Here is a 20,189-nt window from a genome sequence, read left to right on the forward strand (position 1 = left end):
GCCACCGTCGGCCCTGCTCGCACCGCCCAGGGTCAGCGAGTGACCCTGATCGTCCGCGTCGTCGTGTCCGAACGGACGTAGCGGCTGCCCTGGTAGGAGACCCGCAGCGTCGTGGCGCCCGGCCTCGTGCCCCTCGGCACCCGGATCCTGACGGTGGCGACCCCGTTCCTGAGCGCCTCGGTCTCCGTCGCAGCATTGCCGGGCCGGAGCGCGACCCTGACGTCCCCGGTCGGGGTCACGCCGTCGACCTTGACCCGCACCTTCACGGTGAGGACCGTGCCCGCCTCGACCCTCGACGCCGCGGAGGCGACCACCTCGGCGCGGGCCTTCTTGACCCTCACCACCGCGGTGGCCGAGCTCGGGGCGTACTGCTCGGTGCCTGCGTAGCGCACCGCGAGCCGCCTCGTGCCCGGGCGCAGCGTCCTGGCCGGGAGCGACAGCGTCGCCCGCCCGCGCCGGTCGACCGTCGCGGTCACCGTGCGGCCGCCGACCCGGGTCGAGACGACACCGGCGTCGGCGCCGACCACGGTGACCCGGAGCGAGCCGGTCCGGCCGTAGACGACGATGGCGTCGGCCACGATGACGGAGGTCTCCGTCGGCTCGACGACCGATCCGTCGGTGAACGTCCAGCTCTCGACGTCGAACAGCTGGTCCTCGCCCTCCCCGGCGTAGCGGAAGAACAGGTCCTGGACGCCGGCGAGCGCGCCGGCGGGGAGCTCAGCCGTCACCTCGGTCCACTCGTCCCCTCCCGCCGGCACCGCGATCGTGCTCAGGACGCTGGCGGCGTCCGCCGGGTCCGGCGAGGTGCTGACGGTGATGGTGCCGCCGGCCCGGGGCAGCACGCGCGCCGTGATGCCGGTGGCGCCGGCCTCGCCGAAGTCGACGCCGGCCAACGACGTCCAGTCACCGTCGTGCACGCTGGTGAGCTTGGGCGTCGGGGTCTGCCCCTCGAAGGTGGCGGCGCCGACGTACCCCTGGCGGGTCCCGGCCTGCCAGGCGATGGTCTCCGCGGAGATCGGGCGGGCGTACGGGTCGAGGGCCTTCAGCTGCCCGGGACCTTCGTAGGTGCCGACGACCTCGGTGATCGTGCCGTCCTCGGCGATGGTGACGGGATCGATGTGCGCGTTCCGGAAGCCGGCCGTGTTGCCCTGTCCCTGGAGCGCCAGGTCGAGGGTCTGGGCGTGGTAGGTCAGGTACCAGTCGTCCTGGAACTGGAAGAACGCGTGGTGGTTGTTGCCGCCGACGCCGAAGAACCGGTTCTGGTTCGGGAAGACCAGCTCGGGCGCCGACCACGGGCCCATGGGGCTCTGGGACTCCATGACGACGATGTCGCCGCGGCCGAGGCCGGGGACGGTGTGCGAGAAGTTGGTGCAGTAGGTGTAGTAGTAGGTGTCGCCCACCTTGTGGATGCCGGAGTCCTCGAAGATCGCCGGGGCGTCGATCAGCTTCGCCTCCCCCTGAGTGCTGACCATGTCGTCGCCGAGCCGGATGACGCGGGCGGTGTCGGGGTCGTTGGCGCCGCCGTCGGTGGTGGGCACGCCGCCGCCGAAGTAGAGGTAGGCCTCACCGTCGTCGTCGACCAGCACGGCCGGGTCGAAGAGCCACACCACGTCGGTCGCGTCGGGGTCGGTGTTGCCCCGGACCCCCGGGGTGTCGAAGCCGACGAGCGCGCGGTCGAGCGGGGAGGTGAAGGGGCCGACCGGGGACTCACCCTGCAGGACCCAGATCCCGCCGGCGCTGTTCGCGAAGTAGAGGAAGAACTCGTCGGACCCGTCCCCGTCCACGTCCTTCGCGGTCGCTGCGGGGGCCCAGGAGTTGGCCGGCCGCGGCGTGGCGTTGCGGGTGATGCCGTCGGGCCCGGCGGCGTTGATGGACCCGTGGTTGGTCCAGTTCATCATGTCGGCGCTGGACCACACGTTGATCTGGTTGATGGACCCGTAGTTGTTGTCCTCCCCGGTCTGCAGGTACTCCGGCCACTCCTGGGTGTCGTTGGTGGAGTAGACGTAGGTGCGGCCCTGGTACTCCATCGCCCACGGGTCGGCGCCGAAGTTCTGCGTCACCAGCGGGTTGCCGCGGCGCGAGGCGGCGTCGGTGCCGGGGGTCTTGGCGAAGGCCCCGTAGCTGCCCTCCGCCGTGTTGTCGTTGCGCTCCAACGGATCGGCGACCGGCTCGGGGTCCGTGCCGTCACCCTCGGCGGTCTTCACGAAGCTGACGTCGTCGAGGAGGAACGAGCCGGGGTAGGCGCCAGCGGGCAGGTCGTAGGTGTTCTCGACGTAGAATTGGTAGTTGGTCAGGCTCCGGCCGGTGGGCACGGTGACCTCACCGGACACCTCCGTCCACTGGTCGCGGGGGACGGACGCGTTCACGAGGACGACGTACTGCGCGCCGCCCTCGGCCGAGCCGTAGTCCACCGTGCCGTTGAACGTGACCGGCGAGGAGGAGGCGGCGTCGGTGTACTTCACCTTGAACGAGACGTCGTACGTCGCGCCGGCCTCGACGGGGAGCCGTTGGAGGGCCCCGCTGACCGAGTTGGGGCGGTCGGAGACCAGGAGACTGCCCTGACCCGTCGCCCTGTCCTCGGTGGTGCGCGCGACGGTCGCTCCCCCGCGGCCGACCCAGGGGGCGACCGCGGTGTCCTCGAACCCGCCGTTGGTGACGATGTCCTCGCCGATCTCCGCCGCCTGGGCGGCGCTGGGGGTGACGAAGGTGAGCGCGAGCGCTCCCCCCGTCGCCAGCGCCACCATCGCGGAGACCAGTCGTGTCCTTCTCATGCGCATGCCGAACCCTTGTCGTCGGAGGGGTGTCGTGCGGGGTCGCTGATCGCCGGGGGTGTCGGTCGCGGCAACGCGTCCGACGATGTGACGAGTGCCACAGATGTTAGCCCTCACATCCCGCCAGTCAAGGGCTGGACGCGGGAGGGGACGTTCAGATTGTGAGCGCTCACATCATGGCGCTGGCGACTACCGGCGAGCCCGGGCCGCGTGGTCCACCAGGACGGAGGCGACCTCCCGGGCCGCGGACACGGGGGCGCCGGCCGCCCCGGGGCGCAGGCGCATGGCCAGGTGGCCGGAGACAACCAGGAGGACGGCCTCGGCGAGCTCCCCCGCTCGGGGGCCGGCCACCGGCTCGGCGAGCGTCTGCAGTCGGACCCGGAGGGAGTCGCTGTCCTGGCGCACCGCGGCAGCGAGGACGGGCGGCGGGTCGGCGTACCCGGCGGCGGTCCCGAGGAAGGCGCACCACCGGGCGCCGTCGTCCCGCGCCTCGAACTCCTCGAGCGCGTCGAAGACCGCCAGCAGCCGCCCCCGGTCGGTGGCCGCACGCGCGACGGCCGCGTCCCAGGCGTCGAGCCACTCGCGGTGCCGACGGTCGAGGGCCGCGGCGACGAGCTCCTCCTTGCTCCCGTAGGCGCGGTAGAGGGTGGCCGGCGAGACGCCCGCCCGCTCGAGGATCCGGTCGACCGGCGCGGTCGTGTCGCCGCCGGCGAAGACCACCTCGTCGGTGGCGTCCAGCAGTCGGTTCCGGGTGGAGTCGCGGGTGCCCACACCTGGGACTCTATGCTGACGAAGTGAAACGGTCGTTATCGTTCGAGGTCGACCGCGAGCTCGCCCTCGTGGTCGCCGGCACCTGCCTGATCGCCGGCACGTACGGGCTCGTGCGTCTCGCCTACGGCCTGTTCCTGCCCGACATCCAGGCGTCCGTGCCGATGAGCTCCGCGGCCGCGGGCCAGGTCTCGTCGGGGGCGTCGGCCGCGTACTGCGTCGGGGCGCTCGCCGGGCTCGTCGCCGGCGGCCGACCCCGGCTGCTCGTCCTCGGCGCGGTGGCGACCGCGGCCGCGGGGTCGATCGCCATGGCGGTGGCGACCACCACGACGGTCCTCGTGCCGTCGGCCGTCCTGGCCTCGGCCGGAGCCGGGCTCGCCTCCCCCGGCCTGGTGGCGGTGGTGGGACGGAACCTCTCCGCTGCCCGGGTGGGCCGGGCGCAGGCGACGGTGAACGCCGGCACCGGCCCGGGCCTCGTGGTCGCCGGGCTGCTCGCGCTGCTCCTCCCGGACTGGCGCGTCGGGTTCGCGACCAGCGCAGTGCTCACTGCGACGGCGGGCGCCGCCGTCCTGCTCCTCGACCGCCCGGGACGTACGCCGGCCCAGGTCGACCCGCCCCCGAGCAGCGGCCGGTGGCTCGCGGCCCTGCTCCGACCCGCCGTCGGGGCGTTCCTGCTCGGCGCGGCCTCGGCGACCGTGTGGACCTACGGCCGGGCGCACCTGGTCTCGTCGGGGACCAGCGACTCCGCGTCCGTGCTGGCCTGGATCGCCCTCGGGGTCGGGGGCACCGCGACCGTCCTGACCGCGCCGGCGCTCGCTCGACGCCCCGCGCCCCGCGCCTGGCTGGTCACCACCGGTGCCGTGGCCCTCGCGATCGCGGTGCTCGCCATCCCCGGGCCGCTCCCGGTCGCGGTCCTCGCGTGCGGCGTCTTCGGGTGGGCGTTCGTGGCCGCGTCCTCCGCCCTCATCGCCTGGACCGCCGAGCTGGTCCCGCTCCGGGCGGCGAGCGGCACGGCGGCCGTCTTCATCGCCCTGGTCCTCGGGCAGGCGGCCGGCTCCTCGGCCGCCGGGAGCCTCGCGGACCTGGCCGGGCTGCCGGTCACCTTCCTGCTCGCCGCCGCCGTCTGCGTGCTCGCCGCGGGGTGTGGCGGGCTCCGATCCGTCCTGCCGGCGCTCCCGAAAGTTTCATCGGTCGGCCGATGAACCTCACGCCTGGACGACGAACCTTTGCCGTCCGAGCGTGAGCTTCGTGGCGGATCGGGTCAGGCGTCGACCCGCGGACGGCGGCGCGCCGGCCGGCGGATGACCGAGCCCGGCTTCGACGCGAGGAGCGGGTCGAAGTCCTCGGTGATCTCCGTCAGCCGAGCCTCGTCGACGAAGACCGCGCCGTCGCGCACCTCCTGGAACAGGTCGCGACCGAGTACGGCGCCGGCCGTGCCCATGCCGCCGTGGATCGTGGCGTTGATGCCGAACATGTGCTCGGTGCTGCCCCCTGCCAGGAACAGGCCCGGGAGGTGCGTGGTGACCCGCGGCCGGAACGGGCCGAGGTTCTTCAGCAGCGGCGCGATCCCGTAGCAGGAGCCGTCGGTGGTGAGGGTGAAGCGCTCCTGGGTGATGGGCGTGGACGCCTCGCAGAAGACCATCCGCTCCCGGAGGTCGGGGATCATCAGCTCGGCGGTGTCGAGCACGCGCTGGGTGAGCTCCTCCTTCAGCTGGAGGTAGCGCTCCTCGCGGCCGTAGGCCCCGCCGTCGGCTGGGCCGGACTCCACGTTCCAGAAGGCGTGCTCCTTGGGCGCCCAGCTCACGAGCTCGAGCGTCGAGTAGCCCGGGGGTGCCGAGTGCGTCCCCTCGGGGTCCTTGGCGGTGGGGCAGCTGATGCCCACCGGCATCCGCTCGGGACAGCGGCCGGCGGCGACCTCGCGGTAGTAGCCGTCGACGTCGTTGGTCGGCCAGACCCAGGCGAGCGGCGGCGTGTCCCGCTCGCGCAGGTCGACGTCGAGCGCGACGTACACCGCGAACATCGGCAGCGTCATCTCCAGGTTCGCCAGCCTGCGCCGCAGCCGTCGGGTCAGGTGCTCCGCGCCGACCAGCTCGGCCCAGGTCTTCTTGAAGTCGGCCGCGGAGACCACGACCTCGGAGCGGATCTCCTCCCCGCCGCGGAGCCGGACGCCGACGGCGCGGCCGTCCTCGATGAGGATCTGCTCGACCCGGGCCTTGGTGCGGACCCGGCCGCCGTGGGTCTGGACCACGTCGGTGAGGTGCGCGCCGATGACCTGGCCACCGCCCCGCGGGTAGTAGGCGCCGGCCTGCAGGTAGTGGTGGAGGAAGCCCGCGTGCATGGCGGTCGGCGTCCGGTGCGGGGGCCAGGTGTAGTCGCCGTTCTCGGCGAGGATCACCGCCTGCGCGTCGGTGCTGAGTCCGCACGCGGCCATCAGCGTCGTGATCGGCCGCACCCCCCAGCGCAGCAGCGCGAACGGACGCCGCCGCGGCCGCTCGCGGGTGGCGATGGTGCGCATCACCGTGACGCAGCGGCGCAGGCCCGCCTCCTCCTCGGGGAAGGCCGCGACCAGCCGCTCGAGGTAGGTGTCCCAACCGGTCGGCGTCTGGAACGTCGTGCCCGGGATCATGATCTGGCAGTGGCCCTCCGGGCGCTGGCGCAGCCAGTTGATCCGCTCGGTCAGCGCCAGGCCCGCGAGAGCGGTCTGCATCCGGCCGCCGGGGCCGCACTCGCCGACGTAGTGGGTGCCGACGTCGAACTCGAACTTGTTGCCCGCGCGGCGGAAGACCTGGGTGCTGCCGCCGACCACCTGGTTGGCCTCCAGCACCAGCACCCGCTTGCCGTTGGCCGCGAGGTACGCCGCGCAGGTGAGGCCGCCCGGTCCGGCCCCCACGACCACGACGTCCCAGGTCTCGGGGGCGGCCAGGGGGCTCGGCGTCGGGGGCGTCGTGGTCTGCGTCATCACGGTCGCTTTCGGGGAAGGCAATCTGGAGTCAGACTCCAGTCAACCACGTCACGCGGACGGCGGATCGAGGATCAGGCCCTCCAGCAGGGCCAGTCCGGCCTCGATCACGGCCAGCTCGACGCGCTCGGGCGCCAGCACCAGGGCGTCCCGGCGCAGCGCCAGCGCGGCGACCCCGTTCCAGGCGCCGAAGAGGAAGTACGACAGCAGCTCCGGGTCGACCGGCCGGATCGCGCCGGTCTCCACGGCGTCGCGGATGCTCTGCTCGAACTCTTCTCGCAGCTGGCTGAACCGCGCGACCACCTCGTCCTCGACCGGCGTACGGGGACCGCGCTCGCCGGTGACGGTCAGGTACTTCACCACCGCCGGGTGGTCCAGGAGCAGCCGCAGGTACGCCGAGCCGACGCCGGCGAAGCGCTCGAGCGGGGACGTCTCCGCGGCGTACGCCGACCGGAGCGCCTCCGTGGCGACGGCCAGGACCCGCTCGGTGACGGCGGCGAGGAGGCCGTCCTTGGTCCCGAAGTGGACGTACACCGAGGCGGCCGAGATCCCCGCCTGCGCGGCGACGTCCTCGACCCTGATCTCCTCGGGGGCGCGCTGCGACATCAGCGACTCCGCCGCGTCGAGGAGGAGGGCGCGGGTGCGCTCCCGGCGGCGCGACCCCCGGGCGGCGGCCTCGGTGTCGTCGTCCACGGTGGCCACCCTAGGGACACCGACCGCTCCCCCACGCGATCCGCCGTCAATCCTCTTGACCGCCGGCGGCGGGCCTTCCTACCGTCGAGGGACCTTCACGTTCCACCTCGGACGACGCCTGCGCCCTGCACCCGCCCCGCGGGCCAGGGCGGGACGTCCACACGAGCGAGTCCCGCCGGTCGCCTCCGGCGTCACCTCCCCGAGGAGTCCGACCATGACCGAGCACCTGACCATGAACACCGTCATCCACGCCGCCTTCCGGCGGGACATCGCGCGTTTCGACGCCGCACTCGCCTCCTTCCCCGACGGCTCCCAGGCACGGGCCGACCAACTGGTGGTGGCCTGGGACTTCTTCGAGGAACAGCTCCACGACCACCACGACTTCGAGGAGGAGTACTTCTGGCCCGCGCTGCGCCAGACCGACGCCGACCTGACCTCGCTCGCCGCCCTCGACGGCGAGCACCAGGCGATGCGCGACGCCCTCGACGTCGCCAGCCGGGAGGTGCGGGCGCTGCGCACCACGCCGACCTCCACGCAGGCCGGCGCCGCCCGGACGGCGGTCGCACAGTTCTCGACCGTCCTCCTCGACCACCTCGCCCACGAGGAGCGCGACCTCGAGCCGATCACGGCGGCCTACCAGGACGCGCCCTCGATGAAGGCGGCCCTCAAGCAGGTCAAGCGGGCGCACTTCTCGAGCATGGGCAACCTCGTCGAGTGGCTGCGCGACGGCGCCGACGCCTCCGACGTGGCAGGCATGCACCAGCAGGTGCCGGCACCGGTCGCCTTCGCCTTCGCCAAGGTCGCGGGCGGGCGCTACCGGCGCGAGATCGCCCCGACCTGGCGCGTCGGCTGATCGCCCCTCTCGAGGGCGGTGGCGCGTCGGCCGTCCGCGACGTGACCTTCTTCTTCGACGAGCCGGCCTCGGACCTCGCGCCGGCGCGGCGGTAGAGTCCGCGCCGGCGGGCCGACGCCCGCCGACACCTGCGGCTCGTGCGGAAAGGCGGCCATGAGCGAGACCAGCCTCGACGCCAGCGAGACGTGGCACGCCCTGGTCCACGCGCACGACCGGCTCATCCGCGTCTTCGAGGCCCACCTCAAGGACGAGCACGGACTGACCAGGCCCAAGTTCGACGTCCTGCGGCGCCTGCTCGAGGCGGACGGGTACCGCACGCGCATGCAGGACCTGGCCCAGGCGATCTTCTACAGCAGCGGCTCCGCGACCAAGGTGATCGACCGCCTCGTCGAACGGGACCTCGTCGAGCGCAGCGCTCACGACCGCGACCGGCGGGTCGTCTTCGTGTCCCTGACCCCCGCGGGGCTCGACCTCGCCCGCAAGGCCGTGGCGGGGCACCGCGAGCTGGCCCGCAAGAGCGTCGCACCGTTCCAGAGCGCGGCCGAGGCCCACCACGTGCTCACCTATCTGCGCCGCCTCGCCGACGGCACGTAACCACCGCCGGCCCTGCGAGCCGGGCCCGGCTGACCCCGGCCCCGGCTGACCCCCGGCCCCGGCTGACCCCCGAGCGGGCACCCCCCGCCTACCGCGGGTATCTGCCGCGCCTATAGTTGCCGATGCAGATATCGCACCAGCAGATTTATCGAGTTGTCGGTGAACCAGCACGCCTCACACCGGGAGTTCGACAGATGAGCCACCACCGAGAGCGCCGGGCCTGTCGCCGCGGCGTACGGATCGCCGCGGCGCTGGCCCTGGCCGCCACCGGGCTGGCGACCATCGACGTCGCCGCCGGCCGACAGCCGGCCGACGCCGCCTTCGCGGACCACCCCACGAGCAAGGGCCGGTACGTCGACCTCATCGACTGGGTCCAGTGGGGGTCCCGCAACAACGAGATCGTCCTGCAGGACCCGCAGAGCACGAAGACGGTGACCACGACCCGCCGGCTCGGCGACCAGACCCTCCGCGTCGACTGCACCGTCAGCGGGCTGCGCTGGGAGCCGTCGCTCGAGACCGGCCCGAACGGCTCCACCACCGGCGAGACACTCACGCCTCCCCTGGTCGCCTACACCCCGGGCAGCTGGGCGGGCGACGCCCTGGACGACCTCTACAACATCGGCGGCGCCGGGTACGCCGAGCAGACGCCGGGCAGGACACCGACCTACCCAGACGACTACCGCAATCCCAACGAGATGGTGATCGGGCTCGGCAACCCCAACCCGGGCGTGCCCGACAGCGCGCCCTCCCCGGTCGCCGCCGCCGAGACCGACGGCGCCCGGATGTCCTTCGACTTCTCCTGCAGTGCCAGCCTCGACGGCGAGCCGATGCCACTGGACGGCATCGTCTTCGCGGACGCGGAGGCCTCGAGCTCGCGCAACTTCGCCTTCACGGGGAACAACATCGGCCCGGAGTGGGTCCAGGCCCGCGCCACCGACCCGAACGCGACGTGGCGACTGCTGGAGCAGGAGCGCACCTGCACGCAGGCATCGAGCGTGGCGACCTGGGAGGGCAGCGCCCTGCGCATGGGGGTCGACGGGCAGGAGTGCAGCAACCAGAACGGCTACGAATGGCCCACTCCCGACCCCAACGGCCACGGGCCGACCGCGGTAGCGCTGTTGGAGAACACCTCCGACGCCGCCCAGGTGTCCGCCCGGGTGGAGACCCAGGGCCGTGGCTACAGCGCGATCGCTCTGGGCTACGTGCTCACCAGCGACTTCGGCGACGCGCCGCTCAGCTACGGCCGGGCGGGCGCGCTGCTCCAGCCCCAGTGGACCGACGGCGTGATCCGCAAGGGCGTCACCACCAACCTGTCCACCGCTGCGCAGGCGCGCTACGAGCTGCCGAGGCGCAGCATCCTGGGCGACAGCGTCGACGCCGAGCAGAGCTATCGCGACAGCGTCCCGGCCGATGGTGACGACGTCCACGGCACCGCCGACGAGGACGGCCTGGGCGCCTCGAGCCTGGCCCGTGACGGGTTCGCCCTGCCGGCCAGGGTGCTCGACGCGTCGAGCCCGCAGCCCTTCGTCGTCGAGGACGTCGCCTGCTACGGCCCGAGCACCGGGACGTCCTACGTCTCGGCCTGGATCGACTGGAACGGCGACGGGTCCTTCGACCCCGGCGAGCGCTCGGCCACCGCGGAATGCGCGGCGGGCGGCCCGCACTCCGTCGACCTGACGTGGACGGTGCCGGCCGACACCAGCCCCGCCGGCACCCACACCTACCTCCGGGTCCGGATCGCCGAGGACCGCGCGACCGCCGAGAAGCCCCTGGGCGTCTCGCAGCGCGGCGAGGTCGAGGACTACCGCCTCGAGGTGCCCGCCCGCCTGCGGGTGGACAAGACCTGGGTCGTCGACGGCGAGCGCCACCCGCACGGCAGCCAGCCCGAGGGGCTCGTGGCCCGTCCCACGCTCGAACCGACGGCCGGCACCGACCCCGAGTGGGGCGTGTGGCAGGCCGGCCACCAGCCCGGTGACGAGGTCCGGATCGGCGAGAGCGTCGTGATCGACGACGCGGTCGCCGGCTGCACGATCACCCGCAGCACCCTCACCGGCGACGGCCTGCCGAGCGGCGGCGTGGACCTGCAGAACGGAACGGCGACCGCGTCGGTGACGCTCGCGCAGTCGGCGAACCGCTACGAGATCACCAACGAGGTCACCTGCGCCCAGCGGCTCACCCTGCTCAAGGAGGTCGAGTACGGCGACCGGTCGCCGGCCGACTGGCGGCTCTCGGCAACCGGCCCGGCGGACGCGCTGGCCGGCCACCAGGACGCGGCGAGCGGCACCACCGTCGAGGTCTCCGCGGACGTCGCCTACCAGCTCAGCGAGCGCGGTCCCGACGAGTACGTCCCCACCGAGGAGGGCTGGCAGTGCGTCGACGCGCGCACGGATCGCCCCGTCGATGCGACCGGGGACGAGGTCACCCTGCGCCCCGGCCAGGACGTCTCCTGCCTGATCGCCAACACCACGGCCCGGCTGTCCCTCCTCAAGCAGGTCGAGAACGGCGACGCCGAGCCGGACGACTGGACCCTGTCGGCGCAGCCCGGAGCCTCGGAGCTCGATCTCGCCGACCACGAGACGCCCGGCGCGGCGACGCTGGACGGCGCCCCCACCTGGGAGGTCCGTCCGGGCGAGCCCTACCGGATCGGCGAGCGCCCCACGGACACCGCACCCGACGGCTACCACCTCGACCGGGTCGAGCTCAGCACCGACGGCGGTAGCACGTGGCGCGCGGTCGACCCCGACGACCCGGTCACCGTCCCGGCCGGGACCCACGCCGTCTACCGCTTCGTCAACCAGTCGGTGCCGTCCCTCGCACTGCCGACGACCGGTGGTCTCGGTCGCGACGCCTATCTCGCGGGCGGGGTGCTCCTGCTCTCCCTCGGGGCACTCCTCGGCTTCCGACGCGGCGCTCGCGCCCGCCGAGCCCGCAACACCTGACCCCCACCGGCACCACGTCCGGTGGCCCCACAGCCAGCGCCACGACCGTGGCGCGAGGTCATCCGGGTGCGCTCAGCAGCCCGGACGCCAGGAAGGAATGGATAACCGTGTCACACACAGGCAGGACCCGGAGGAGGCGCTTCCTCACCATGCTCGCCGCCGGGACGCTCACCCTGGGGACCGCCCTGGGGATGGCGACCGGCGCGACCGCAGCGCCCAGCTTCGGCAACATCGACGAGGACGCCACCGGCTCGATCATCGTGCACAAGCACGAGAACCAGGTCGGCACCGGCGCCGAGCAGAACCCCGACGGCACCGGGACCCCGATCCCGTCCCCGCCGGTCGCAGGCGTGGAGTTCACCGTCTACGAGATCCTCGACGCCGACGGCAAGCCCGTCGACCTCACCGTCCCCCGCAACTGGGACCACCTCGACGATCTCGAGGTGTCCGCCGACGGCAAGACCCTGACCGGTGGCCCCGGCGCGCCGAGCGGCCCGTGGACCGTCGGTGCCGCGAAGGACGTCGGCACCACCGGCGCCGACGGCACGACCCGCCTCGACCTCGACCGGATCGGCGCGTACGTCGTCGTCGAGACCGACGCGCCCACGTCCGTCGTCCAGCGGGCCCACCCGTTCATCGTCACCATCCCGCTGCCGTTCGAGGACGGCTGGCTCTACGACGTGCACGTCTACCCCAAGAACAGCCTCGTGGACATCACCAAGTCGGTCACCGCTCAGCCCGCTGACGGCCTCGGCCTGGGCAGCACGGTCTCCTTCCCGGTGACCACCCGGGTGCCCGGCCTCGCCCCCGGCACCGGCTTCGACAGCTACGTGGTGCAGGACGTCCTCGACCCGCGCCTGGGCTCGGTCGGCGTCGCAGGCGTCACCCTCGACGGCGCGAAGGTCGACGCCTCCTACTACACCGTCGAGGTCGACGGCAACACCGTGCGGGTCGTCTTCACCCCCGCCGGCCTGACCTGGCTGGCCACCCAGGCCGACCAGCGGCTCGTGACGACCTTCGAGGGCACCGTGGAGTCGATCGGCGACGGCACGATCACCAACGAGGCGACCGTGTTCGTCAACGACCCCACCGAGACCAACGGGCTCACCTCCAACACGGTCGAGACCAGCTGGGGCGACCTCGTCATCAAGAAGACCGACGCCGCCAGCCCCGGGACCGGCCTGGCGGGCGCGCAGTTCCAGGTCTACGCCGCCGCCGACCCCTACGCCACGAGCTGCACCGCGGCCACTCCCACCGGGTCGCCGCTGACCGTGGACGGGAAGTCCACCTTCACCTCGGACGCGGACGGCAAGATCTCCGTCGACGGCCTGTTCGTCAGCGACAGCGTCAACGAGAAGGCGAGCGCGACCACGCGGTGCTACGTCCTCAAGGAGGTCCAGGCCCCGGCCGGCTTCGTCACCCCGAGCGGCGACGACGCCTACACCCCGGTCGCGGTCAGCACCGGCGCCACCACCGGCGTCGACGTCACCATCGAGAACGTGCAGCAGGTCACGCCCGAGCTGCCCGACACCGGTGGTGAGGGTCGCGCGGCGCTGCTCGCGGCCGGAGCCCTCGTGCTCGGCCTGGCGCTGACGCTCTCGGTGGCCACGCGCCGTCGTGCGGCGCGGTCCTGACCGACGAGCAGGCGACCAGCTGCCGATGCGCACCGCACGGACGGGTCGTCCTTCCCCCCGCACGGGGGGAAGGACGGCCTCGTTCGTCGCCGGTCCGGTCGTCGTGGCGCTGCTCGTCGTGCTGGGCAGCGGGATGCTGCTCTACCCGAGCGCAGCGAGCTGGTTCAGCGCCGTCAACCAGGCCGAGGTCACCGAGGCCTACCAGGCGGACCTGCGCCGCGCCGCGCCGGCGGAGGTGGCCGCGCACCTCCGCCGGGCCAAGCGCTACAACGCCGCCCTGACCAGCGGCGCCCTCCTCGAGGCGGGGTCCCGCAAGCCGTCCGGCAGCGGCGCTCCCCGCGACCCCTCCCTCGACTACGACTCGATCCTCGACATCAACGGCTCCGGTGTGATGGGCCACGTGGTCATCCCCGGCATCGACGTCGACCTGCCGATCTACCACGGCACCTCCGACGAGGTGCTGCGCCAGGGAGCCGGCCACCTCGAGGGCTCGCACCTGCCGGTCGGCGGACGCGGCACGCTCGCGGTCATCGCGGCCCACCGCGGGTTGCCGGAGGCCACGATGTTCGACGACCTCGACCAGGTCGAGGTCGGCGACCGGTTCGTCGTCGACGTCTTCGGCACCGCGATCGCCTACCGGGTCAGGAGCACCCAGGTCGTCGAGGCGGACGAGACCGAGGCGCTGCGACCGGTGCCCGGCAAGGACCTGGTCACGCTCGTGACCTGCACCCCGCTCGGCGTCAACAGCCACCGGATCCTGGTGACCGGCGAACGCGTCGGCGAGGTGCCCCAGGACGCTGTCCCGGGCGACGGGCCCCGCGCCGCGGTGGGCTTCCCGTGGTGGCTGCTCGGCGCGGGCGTCGCCCTCACCGTGGCCGTCGTCCACGCCTGGCCGCGCCGACGCGATTCCGCCACCGGGCAGGCGTGACCGGTCCGCATCGGCGGGCGGGGCAGGATCACCCCGCCCGCCGTGCGTGGTCAGCTCGGTTGCCGGGGCGCAGCGAGTGAGCAGAGGTACGGCGTCGTGGTCGTCACCGCGACCAGCCCGCTGCGCTCAGGATGGGCCGCGACATCTCGGTGCAGTCGCGGTGCAGGTGGACCACCCCCAGGGCCAGGGCTGCCTGCGCCCGGGCGGCCACCACGGCGCGGTAGATGGCCGTGGTGCTACTGGGCTGCCCGACGGCCTGGCTCCTGGGCCGCCGCCGGCGCTGAGCACCCACGCCCCCTCAGGACCGGTCCTCCGGGACGGCGGCGACCGCCGCCGCCGCCGCCGACGCGGGCAGGGCCGAGCGCACGCCCCACTCGAACAGCACCAGCGCGAACGCGGCCACCACGACCATGTCGACCCCGAGGGGCAGCCACTCGCGCCCGCCGCCGAACCTGCCGGCGAACGTCAGCACGAGCAGCCCCGCGTAGTAGGGGCCCAGCCAGACGAGCGAGCGCAGGCTCAGGGAGCGGCGCAGCTGCGGGTCGCGGACGGCGCGCCACGCCAGCACCGCGACGCCGAGACCGATCGGGATGGTCAGCTTGCTCATCGTCTCCCACCCGGTCCAGTAGATGACCAGGCTGATCGCGACGAAGGCGACCCGCGCCAGCACCGACACCCCGTGCAGCCGGAACGGCCGCCGGCGGTCGGGGACCTGGCGGCGCAGGGCGAGGACGGTGACCGGGCCGAGGCACATCGACAGCACGATGGCGCCGGAGTTGAAGGCGAGCAGCTCCGACCAGCCGTCGCGGAAGGCGACCAGCAGCACCAGCCCGGCTGCGAGGTTCAGCAGCATCGCCCGCAGCGGGACGCCGTGGCGCGAGAAGACCGAGAGGGCGCGGGGGAAGAGGCCGTTCTGGGCGACCGCCACCGCGAGCCGGCCGGTGGAGGCGGTGGAGACCAGTCCCGCGCCGAACGGCCCGAGCACGGCGTCCGCCACGACGACGCGGGCGAGCACCGCCATGCCGAGGCCCGACAGCAGGGCGGCGAGCGGGCCGTTCGCGCCGCCGCGGCCCAGGCCGGCCCACCCGCGATCGAGGTCGGCGGGGTCGGTCGCGCCGATGAAGCCGAGCTGGAGGACGGTGAACAGCACGGTGCAGATCGCGATGCCCCCGACCAGCGCGACCGGGATGGTCCGCTGCGGCCGCTTCGCCTCGCCGGCGAGGTCGAGCGCATGCCGGAACCCCAGGAACGCGAAGGCGACGCCGCCGGTGGTGACGGCGCTCAGCACCCCGACCATCCCCTCGGGAGCGAACCCCGTCTCGCGGATCGGCGCGGTGGAGAACCGGGTGAGCAGCGCGAGGGCGATGACCACCGGGATGACGAGCTTCACCCAGGTCAGCGCGGTGTTGACCCTGGTGAAGAGCGCCACGCCGAAGGCGTTGAGCGCCGTGAACGCGACGAGGACCACGGCCGCGGCCCCCAGCCCCGGCAGGCTCAGGGCGCTCTGTCCGCTCGCGGACGCCTCGGCCACGAAGAGCCAGTCGAAGGCCCGCTCGTTGCTGGCGTACTCCAGCATGGCCTGGGTCTCGATCGGTGCGGCGGTCACGTAGCCGACCCAGGCCACCCACCCGATCGCGATCCCCACCCCCTGCCCGTGGCTGAAGGTGGGCAGCAGCCCGAGACCGCCGACCACCGGCAGCATCGCGGAGATCTCGGCGTACACCAGCGCGATCACGGTGAACATCAGGCCCGCGACCGGCCACGCGAGGATGGCGGCAGGCCCGGCCTGCTGCGCCGCGAACAGCGGGGCGAACAGCAAGCCGGACCCGACCACGCCGCCGACCGCGACGAAGGTCAACCCGAGGGTGCCCACCGAGCGATCGGGAGCGTGCGGCTCAGCCATCCCCCACGACTGTACGCGGGAGCGCCGCGCCTCGACCGGTGCTGCGTGCCCGGGCGCACGGTGCTCATGCGGCGACCGTGAGCGCGGGGGCGTGATGGAGTTGGCCCCATGACGTGGGAGACGCATCCCCTGACCCCGGACCGCTTCGAGGACTTCGCCGACGTCGTCAACCGCACTCGACGCGCCCACCACTGCTGGTGCCTGTCCCACAGGCTGCGGGCTGGTGAGATCGAGCAACTGGGTGGCGGAAGCCGGGAGCAGGCCATGCGGACTCTCTGCGAGCGTGACCATCCGCCCGGGGTCGTGACCTACCGCGATGGCGAGCCCGTGGGATGGTGCAACATCGGGCCCCGCGCCGAGATCACTCGCCTGGCCAGCTCGCGCCTCATCCGGCCCATCGACGACCTCCCCGTGTGGAGCATCGTGTGCGTCGTGGTTCGCCCGGGCCACCGTCGACAAGGCGTGACAGCACCACTGCTCGAAGGTGCGGTCGCCTACGCCGCCACGCACGGCGCTCCTGCCGTGGAGGCGCACCCGGTCGACCCGCCGGACCGGATGGACCTCACCATGGCGTTCGTCGGAACGAAGTCGATGTTCGACCGTGCCGGATTCGGCGTCGTGGGTGCCACCGACGCCGTCGCGAGCGGAATGCCGCGCCTGATCATGCGGCGATATCTCAGCTGAGCGGTGCGAGCCCGACCGGTGCCGGGCTGCTCCACGTGCGGGCCGGCTCGTCAGAGGTGGACTTGCGGCGGACATCGGGACGTAGGCGAACAGCGTGTCGCCGCGGACGAGCATGCGCTGCGCGTCGCGGTCCTCGAAGCTCACGATGACGTGGACCTCAGCCGGACGCTTCTAGGTGTCCATCCAGGAGGACCGTGCAGGCGTCTTCGCGATCCATCTCCAGATCCGATGCGCGACCGACTGCGCCCAGCTGTTGTCCTCGGCCAGCTGGGAGCCAGCCCCCGACGTCCTACCCGTCTGTGCCGGCACCGTCGACACTCGAGGTGCCTGGAAACGACCGTGGCCCCCACAAGCTGTGGGGGCCACGATGTGGATCTTTCGATTCCCTGGTAGCGGCGGAAACGCGCAGATCTGCGCTCGTCCCGTGGACCGTCGTCACTCCCCCGCGGCGCAGGGCGCCTGCCGGGGCACCCGCCACCCGTTGCTCATGGCCGGATCGAACCACCCGACACGGATGCCCCGTCACCTTCGATCGCGAACGACCACGGTGCTGGTGCGCGGAGGCCTCCCGCCGATGCTGTCGGAGTAGGCGATAGCGACCCGCTCGGGCGGCTCGGCTGCTCGGTCCCGGCGTGTGGGGATCTCGATCCGGATCGTCCTTCGGCCTCCAGGGGCGGAGCCCGTCAGTGAGAATCCGAGACGGGACAGAGGGCGGTCGAGGTCGCCGGTGATGCCCTGGCGGCGGAGCCAGGGGCGCCGCAGGTCGGTGCCTCGAAGCGCGCGCGGGCCGGAACCGCCGACGAACTCGAGGGTGACTCGCCAGGCGTAGCCGACGGACTCGACGAGACGGGCCGTCATCACGATCGGTTGCCCTTCCTGCACCCTGCGGGTCAGGTGGAGTCGTACCGCCGGCGTGGGGTCATCGTCGCGGACCACGAGATTCCCGAGATAGTCGTCGGTGGCCAGCCCCAGCAACGGCCACACGGCCATGTACGACGCGCCGGCAGGCCCCGAGTCGAGCCGGTCCACGCGGTAGCGGACCGGAATCGAGCCCGTGGTCTGACCGGGTGCGATCTCGACGGTGAAGCGTTGTTTGCTCACGGGCTGTAGTCCGTCGGTGACCACGAGCAGCCGCCCGGGCCGGGTGACCGTGCCGGTGATGGCGAAGGGCACCCGAGCAGTCCGCATCGTCGGTCGGTCGCCGCTCGGATCTCCCTCGGCGATGGTGAGCTCGCCGAGATGGACCTGGGGTGCCCGGATCGCCGGCACGGACGCGAGGGTGAGCGGCGCCGCGGCGAGGTCCGCCACCCAGAGTCTGCCCCCGCCGGCGCCGCCGACGAGCTCGACCGAGCGGATGTCACTGAGGTCGACCCCGCGTGCCGCGCTCGCGTCGACCAGGACTGACTGTGCCCACATCTTGGAGGCACTCCCGGCTGCCATGAGCGGAGGCAGACTGCTTCCCCCCACGGGAGGGAGGGTGTCGCTGTCGCCGGCACCGTCGGTGATCCGGACCCGCAGCTCGGCGGCGATCCCGGGGGCGACGATGGTGCGCATCTCCAGTCGTGCGGAGTCGAGGTCCAGCGGCTGATCGAATCGCAGTCCCGCGACGGCGCCGGACCGGGACCAGGTCATCTCCCAGAACATGCGGCGAGGAGTCCTGTCGCCGTACGCGACCCAGTGCGGGGTGACGGCACGGGCCCGCTGCAGGCAGTCCTCGATCCGGACCTGGCCACTGCTGACTCGTCCCGTGCACAGGCGAGCCCTGGCACTCCCGGAGGACGTCGTCGGTGTCGCCTCGATCCCCGGCCGTCGCACGTCACGGCCCCCGCCGATCGCATGCGATCGGACGTCGGCGTCGCCAACGGACGGGGTCGTGGCGGCCGAGCCGTCGAAGAGCGGGAGGTACTCCACCTGACCCGTGAAGAGACCGACGGCACCGGCGACGTAGACCGTGCCGACGGCGCGCTGCTCGGGAGCGGTCAAACGCTCGGGAGTCCGGCGTCCGCACGGCTGGTCTGCCGGTCCACCCCAGTCGTCGACGGACGGTGCCGCGGAGACGCCCGGGGTCCACTCGGTGTTGAAGAAGTTGTGATTGGCACCCATGACCAGGACCGAGCTCTTCAGAGAGGTGTCGTCGGTCATGACGTCGCGGGATGTATCGGTGTACCCCTGTCCCTGGAGGTCGGCGACATCCCCGTCGCAGGAGGGCAGGACGGTCACGGTCGGCACGTAGGGCGCGGTGTTCGTGGCGAAGTTGGTCGGCGCGAGAAGCACTTGCCCGGCGACGCGGTACGGCGCGGAGAGCGGTATCCGTGTCGCGGCGCGGCTGGCCCCCTCGCCGCCGCGGCTGTGACCGACCAGGATCACCTGGTCCAGGTCGACCTGCCGGTCGCGGGCGAGCCCGACCCAGTGGTCGAGGTGACGCAGGACGACCCGGGCCCGGGCGTCGGCGCCGCCATCGCCGAGCGCGTCGTCCTGTGCATTCACGCCGTTGAAGCCCACGGACACCGTCGTGTGACCCTGCGATGCGAGCACCTGCTGCAGGTAGTGGTGACCGAGGTGGGTCGGGACCTCGTCGAACCGACCGGTGCACGGCCACCGGGTCGAGACTGCCTCAGGGTCGTCCGGGTCATAGCAGACCGCGTGGCGCCCGGGGATGAAGAGGACGAGCGGCCGGTTGCCGGTGTCGGCGTCAGCCACGGGCTCGACGACGTGTCCGACCATCTCGATCGGCTCGAGCAGGCCCGGAACCTTCAGCCGCGGCAACTCGTAGTCACTCGTCGACGTGGCGTGCGGTCCAGCGACGCCCGGGTCAGGTGCCGGCAGCGGGAGGGTGGATGGCAGACCCTTCAGAGTGGGATCGTCGAGAGGAGCGCGGAAGGAGCGGGCGGGAAGTGACTCCTCGAGATGGTCGCCCGACAGAGCGACGTCGAGCATGGCCGGATCGGGCACCGACGCACTGACCACGACCGCCTCGATCGTCCGGCCGTCGTCGCGTACGGTCGCAGGCCCGAACGACAACCCTGCGCCACGGATCGTCGGTCGATCAGAGGTCATCGGGAGACTCTTCGGCGACGTCCACCGAACGACGTACCGATCCCCCGACAGCGGCTCGACCTGCCAGCGACCGGCATCCTTCGAGCCAGGAGGCCCCGCGGGCTCCGCGCGGACCTCTGGCGGCGATGCCTGAGACGTCCCCGACAGGGCGGTTCCGACCAGGGCAGTCGTCAGGGCCGCGCCCAGGAGCATCTTGATCACGGGGGTTGGTCTCGTCGTCCGGGGCAGGCTCGACGCCAGGGCGGGTCGCCATCGCATGGGGTCTCCTAGGGATGCGCGCAGACCGGGGCGATCCGTCCGGCGCAGAATCAGCGTGGGTGAGTGGAGCGACCGCTACGCCGTCTAGTCGAGCGGTCATGGCAGCCGGTTGGTCGGTCACGAGGGACGGCGAGTGGACAGGTGCCCG

General features: G+C 72.7%; 14 protein-coding genes. 7 read left to right on the top strand and 7 right to left on the bottom strand.

Features of this window, described 5'->3' with window-relative positions:
- Window positions 1-32: 32 nt before the first annotated feature.
- Both H4O22_RS13550 and H4O22_RS13555 read right to left on the bottom strand, forming a co-directional pair.
- Window positions 33-2,771, bottom strand: coding sequence for a family 43 glycosylhydrolase (locus tag H4O22_RS13550; protein ID WP_182523908.1), 2,739 nt, complete (start codon window positions 2,769-2,771; stop codon window positions 33-35).
- A gap of 189 nt (window positions 2,772-2,960) precedes the next feature.
- Window positions 2,961-3,542 carry a TetR/AcrR family transcriptional regulator gene (locus H4O22_RS13555; RefSeq protein WP_182523909.1) on the bottom strand — a complete coding sequence of 194 codons (582 nt, stop codon included), beginning with the start codon at window positions 3,540-3,542 and terminating at the stop codon, window positions 2,961-2,963.
- A 23-nt stretch (window positions 3,543-3,565) separates the two neighbouring features.
- Here H4O22_RS13555 and H4O22_RS13560 point away from each other — a divergent pair, with 23 nt between their 5' ends.
- A complete protein-coding gene (locus tag H4O22_RS13560) occupies window positions 3,566-4,741 on the top strand; it encodes an MFS transporter (RefSeq protein ID WP_182523910.1) in 1,176 nt (391 codons plus the stop codon).
- Window positions 4,742-4,800: 59 nt separating this feature from the next.
- Here H4O22_RS13560 and H4O22_RS13565 read toward each other — a convergent pair whose 3' ends face one another.
- Window positions 4,801-6,498 (bottom strand): phytoene desaturase family protein, encoded by a 1,698-nt coding sequence (locus H4O22_RS13565; protein WP_182523911.1) that lies wholly within the window; start codon window positions 6,496-6,498, stop codon window positions 4,801-4,803.
- 51 nt (window positions 6,499-6,549) lie between these two features.
- The gene (locus H4O22_RS13570) at window positions 6,550-7,191 is read right to left on the bottom strand and encodes a TetR/AcrR family transcriptional regulator (RefSeq protein ID WP_182523912.1); all 642 of its coding nucleotides are present in this window, start codon (window positions 7,189-7,191) and stop codon (window positions 6,550-6,552) included.
- Between the two features lie 214 nt (window positions 7,192-7,405).
- Here H4O22_RS13570 and H4O22_RS13575 point away from each other — a divergent pair, with 214 nt between their 5' ends.
- The 5 genes from H4O22_RS13575 to H4O22_RS13595 all read left to right on the top strand — a co-directional run bounded on the left by H4O22_RS13575 (window position 7,406) and on the right by H4O22_RS13595 (window position 14,139).
- Window positions 7,406-8,044, top strand: coding sequence for a hemerythrin domain-containing protein (locus tag H4O22_RS13575; protein WP_182523913.1), 639 nt, complete (start codon window positions 7,406-7,408; stop codon window positions 8,042-8,044).
- A gap of 153 nt (window positions 8,045-8,197) precedes the next feature.
- Window positions 8,198-8,638 carry a MarR family winged helix-turn-helix transcriptional regulator gene (locus tag H4O22_RS13580; RefSeq protein ID WP_182523914.1) on the top strand — a complete coding sequence of 147 codons (441 nt, stop codon included), beginning with the start codon at window positions 8,198-8,200 and terminating at the stop codon, window positions 8,636-8,638.
- A 194-nt stretch (window positions 8,639-8,832) separates the two neighbouring features.
- Window positions 8,833-11,577 (top strand): CshA/CshB family fibrillar adhesin-related protein, encoded by a 2,745-nt coding sequence (locus H4O22_RS13585; protein WP_182523915.1) that lies wholly within the window; start codon window positions 8,833-8,835, stop codon window positions 11,575-11,577.
- A 107-nt stretch (window positions 11,578-11,684) separates the two neighbouring features.
- Window positions 11,685-13,211, top strand: coding sequence for a SpaH/EbpB family LPXTG-anchored major pilin (locus H4O22_RS13590; RefSeq protein ID WP_280530163.1), 1,527 nt, complete (start codon window positions 11,685-11,687; stop codon window positions 13,209-13,211).
- A 103-nt stretch (window positions 13,212-13,314) separates the two neighbouring features.
- Window positions 13,315-14,139 carry a class C sortase gene (locus H4O22_RS13595; protein ID WP_182523917.1) on the top strand — a complete coding sequence of 275 codons (825 nt, stop codon included), beginning with the start codon at window positions 13,315-13,317 and terminating at the stop codon, window positions 14,137-14,139.
- Between the two features lie 103 nt (window positions 14,140-14,242).
- Here H4O22_RS13595 and H4O22_RS13600 read toward each other — a convergent pair whose 3' ends face one another.
- Complete coding sequence (locus tag H4O22_RS13600) at window positions 14,243-14,431, bottom strand: hypothetical protein (protein WP_182523918.1); 189 nt, start codon at window positions 14,429-14,431, stop codon at window positions 14,243-14,245.
- A 6-nt stretch (window positions 14,432-14,437) separates the two neighbouring features.
- The gene (locus H4O22_RS13605) at window positions 14,438-16,042 is read right to left on the bottom strand and encodes an APC family permease (RefSeq protein ID WP_182523919.1); all 1,605 of its coding nucleotides are present in this window, start codon (window positions 16,040-16,042) and stop codon (window positions 14,438-14,440) included.
- 108 nt (window positions 16,043-16,150) lie between these two features.
- Here H4O22_RS13605 and H4O22_RS13610 point away from each other — a divergent pair, with 108 nt between their 5' ends.
- Window positions 16,151-16,726, top strand: a complete 576-nt coding sequence (locus tag H4O22_RS13610) for a GNAT family N-acetyltransferase (RefSeq protein WP_182523920.1) — start codon at window positions 16,151-16,153, stop codon at window positions 16,724-16,726.
- A 522-nt stretch (window positions 16,727-17,248) separates the two neighbouring features.
- Here H4O22_RS13610 and H4O22_RS13615 read toward each other — a convergent pair.
- The gene (locus H4O22_RS13615) at window positions 17,249-19,984 is read right to left on the bottom strand and encodes an alpha/beta hydrolase family protein (RefSeq protein WP_182523921.1); all 2,736 of its coding nucleotides are present in this window, start codon (window positions 19,982-19,984) and stop codon (window positions 17,249-17,251) included.
- Window positions 19,985-20,189 lie beyond the last annotated feature (205 nt).

Source organism: Nocardioides dongkuii (genome assembly GCF_014127485.1).
GTDB classification, from domain to species: Bacteria; Actinomycetota; Actinomycetes; order Propionibacteriales; family Nocardioidaceae; genus Nocardioides; species Nocardioides dongkuii.

What these genes read in the sequence shown, in the direction of transcription:
- H4O22_RS13550 (WP_182523908.1), bottom strand. Translation starts at nt 2,771, where the DNA reads ATGAGAAGGACACGACTGGTCTCCGCGATGGTGGCGCTGGCGACGGGG.
- H4O22_RS13565 (WP_182523911.1), bottom strand. Translation starts at nt 6,498, where the DNA reads ATGACGCAGACCACGACGCCCCCGACGCCGAGCCCCCTGGCCGCCCCC.
- H4O22_RS13575 (WP_182523913.1), top strand. Translation starts at nt 7,406, where the DNA reads ATGACCGAGCACCTGACCATGAACACCGTCATCCACGCCGCCTTCCGG.
- H4O22_RS13580 (WP_182523914.1), top strand. Translation starts at nt 8,198, where the DNA reads ATGAGCGAGACCAGCCTCGACGCCAGCGAGACGTGGCACGCCCTGGTC.
- H4O22_RS13585 (WP_182523915.1), top strand. Translation starts at nt 8,833, where the DNA reads ATGAGCCACCACCGAGAGCGCCGGGCCTGTCGCCGCGGCGTACGGATC.
- H4O22_RS13605 (WP_182523919.1), bottom strand. Translation starts at nt 16,042, where the DNA reads ATGGCTGAGCCGCACGCTCCCGATCGCTCGGTGGGCACCCTCGGGTTG.
- H4O22_RS13610 (WP_182523920.1), top strand. Translation starts at nt 16,151, where the DNA reads ATGACGTGGGAGACGCATCCCCTGACCCCGGACCGCTTCGAGGACTTC.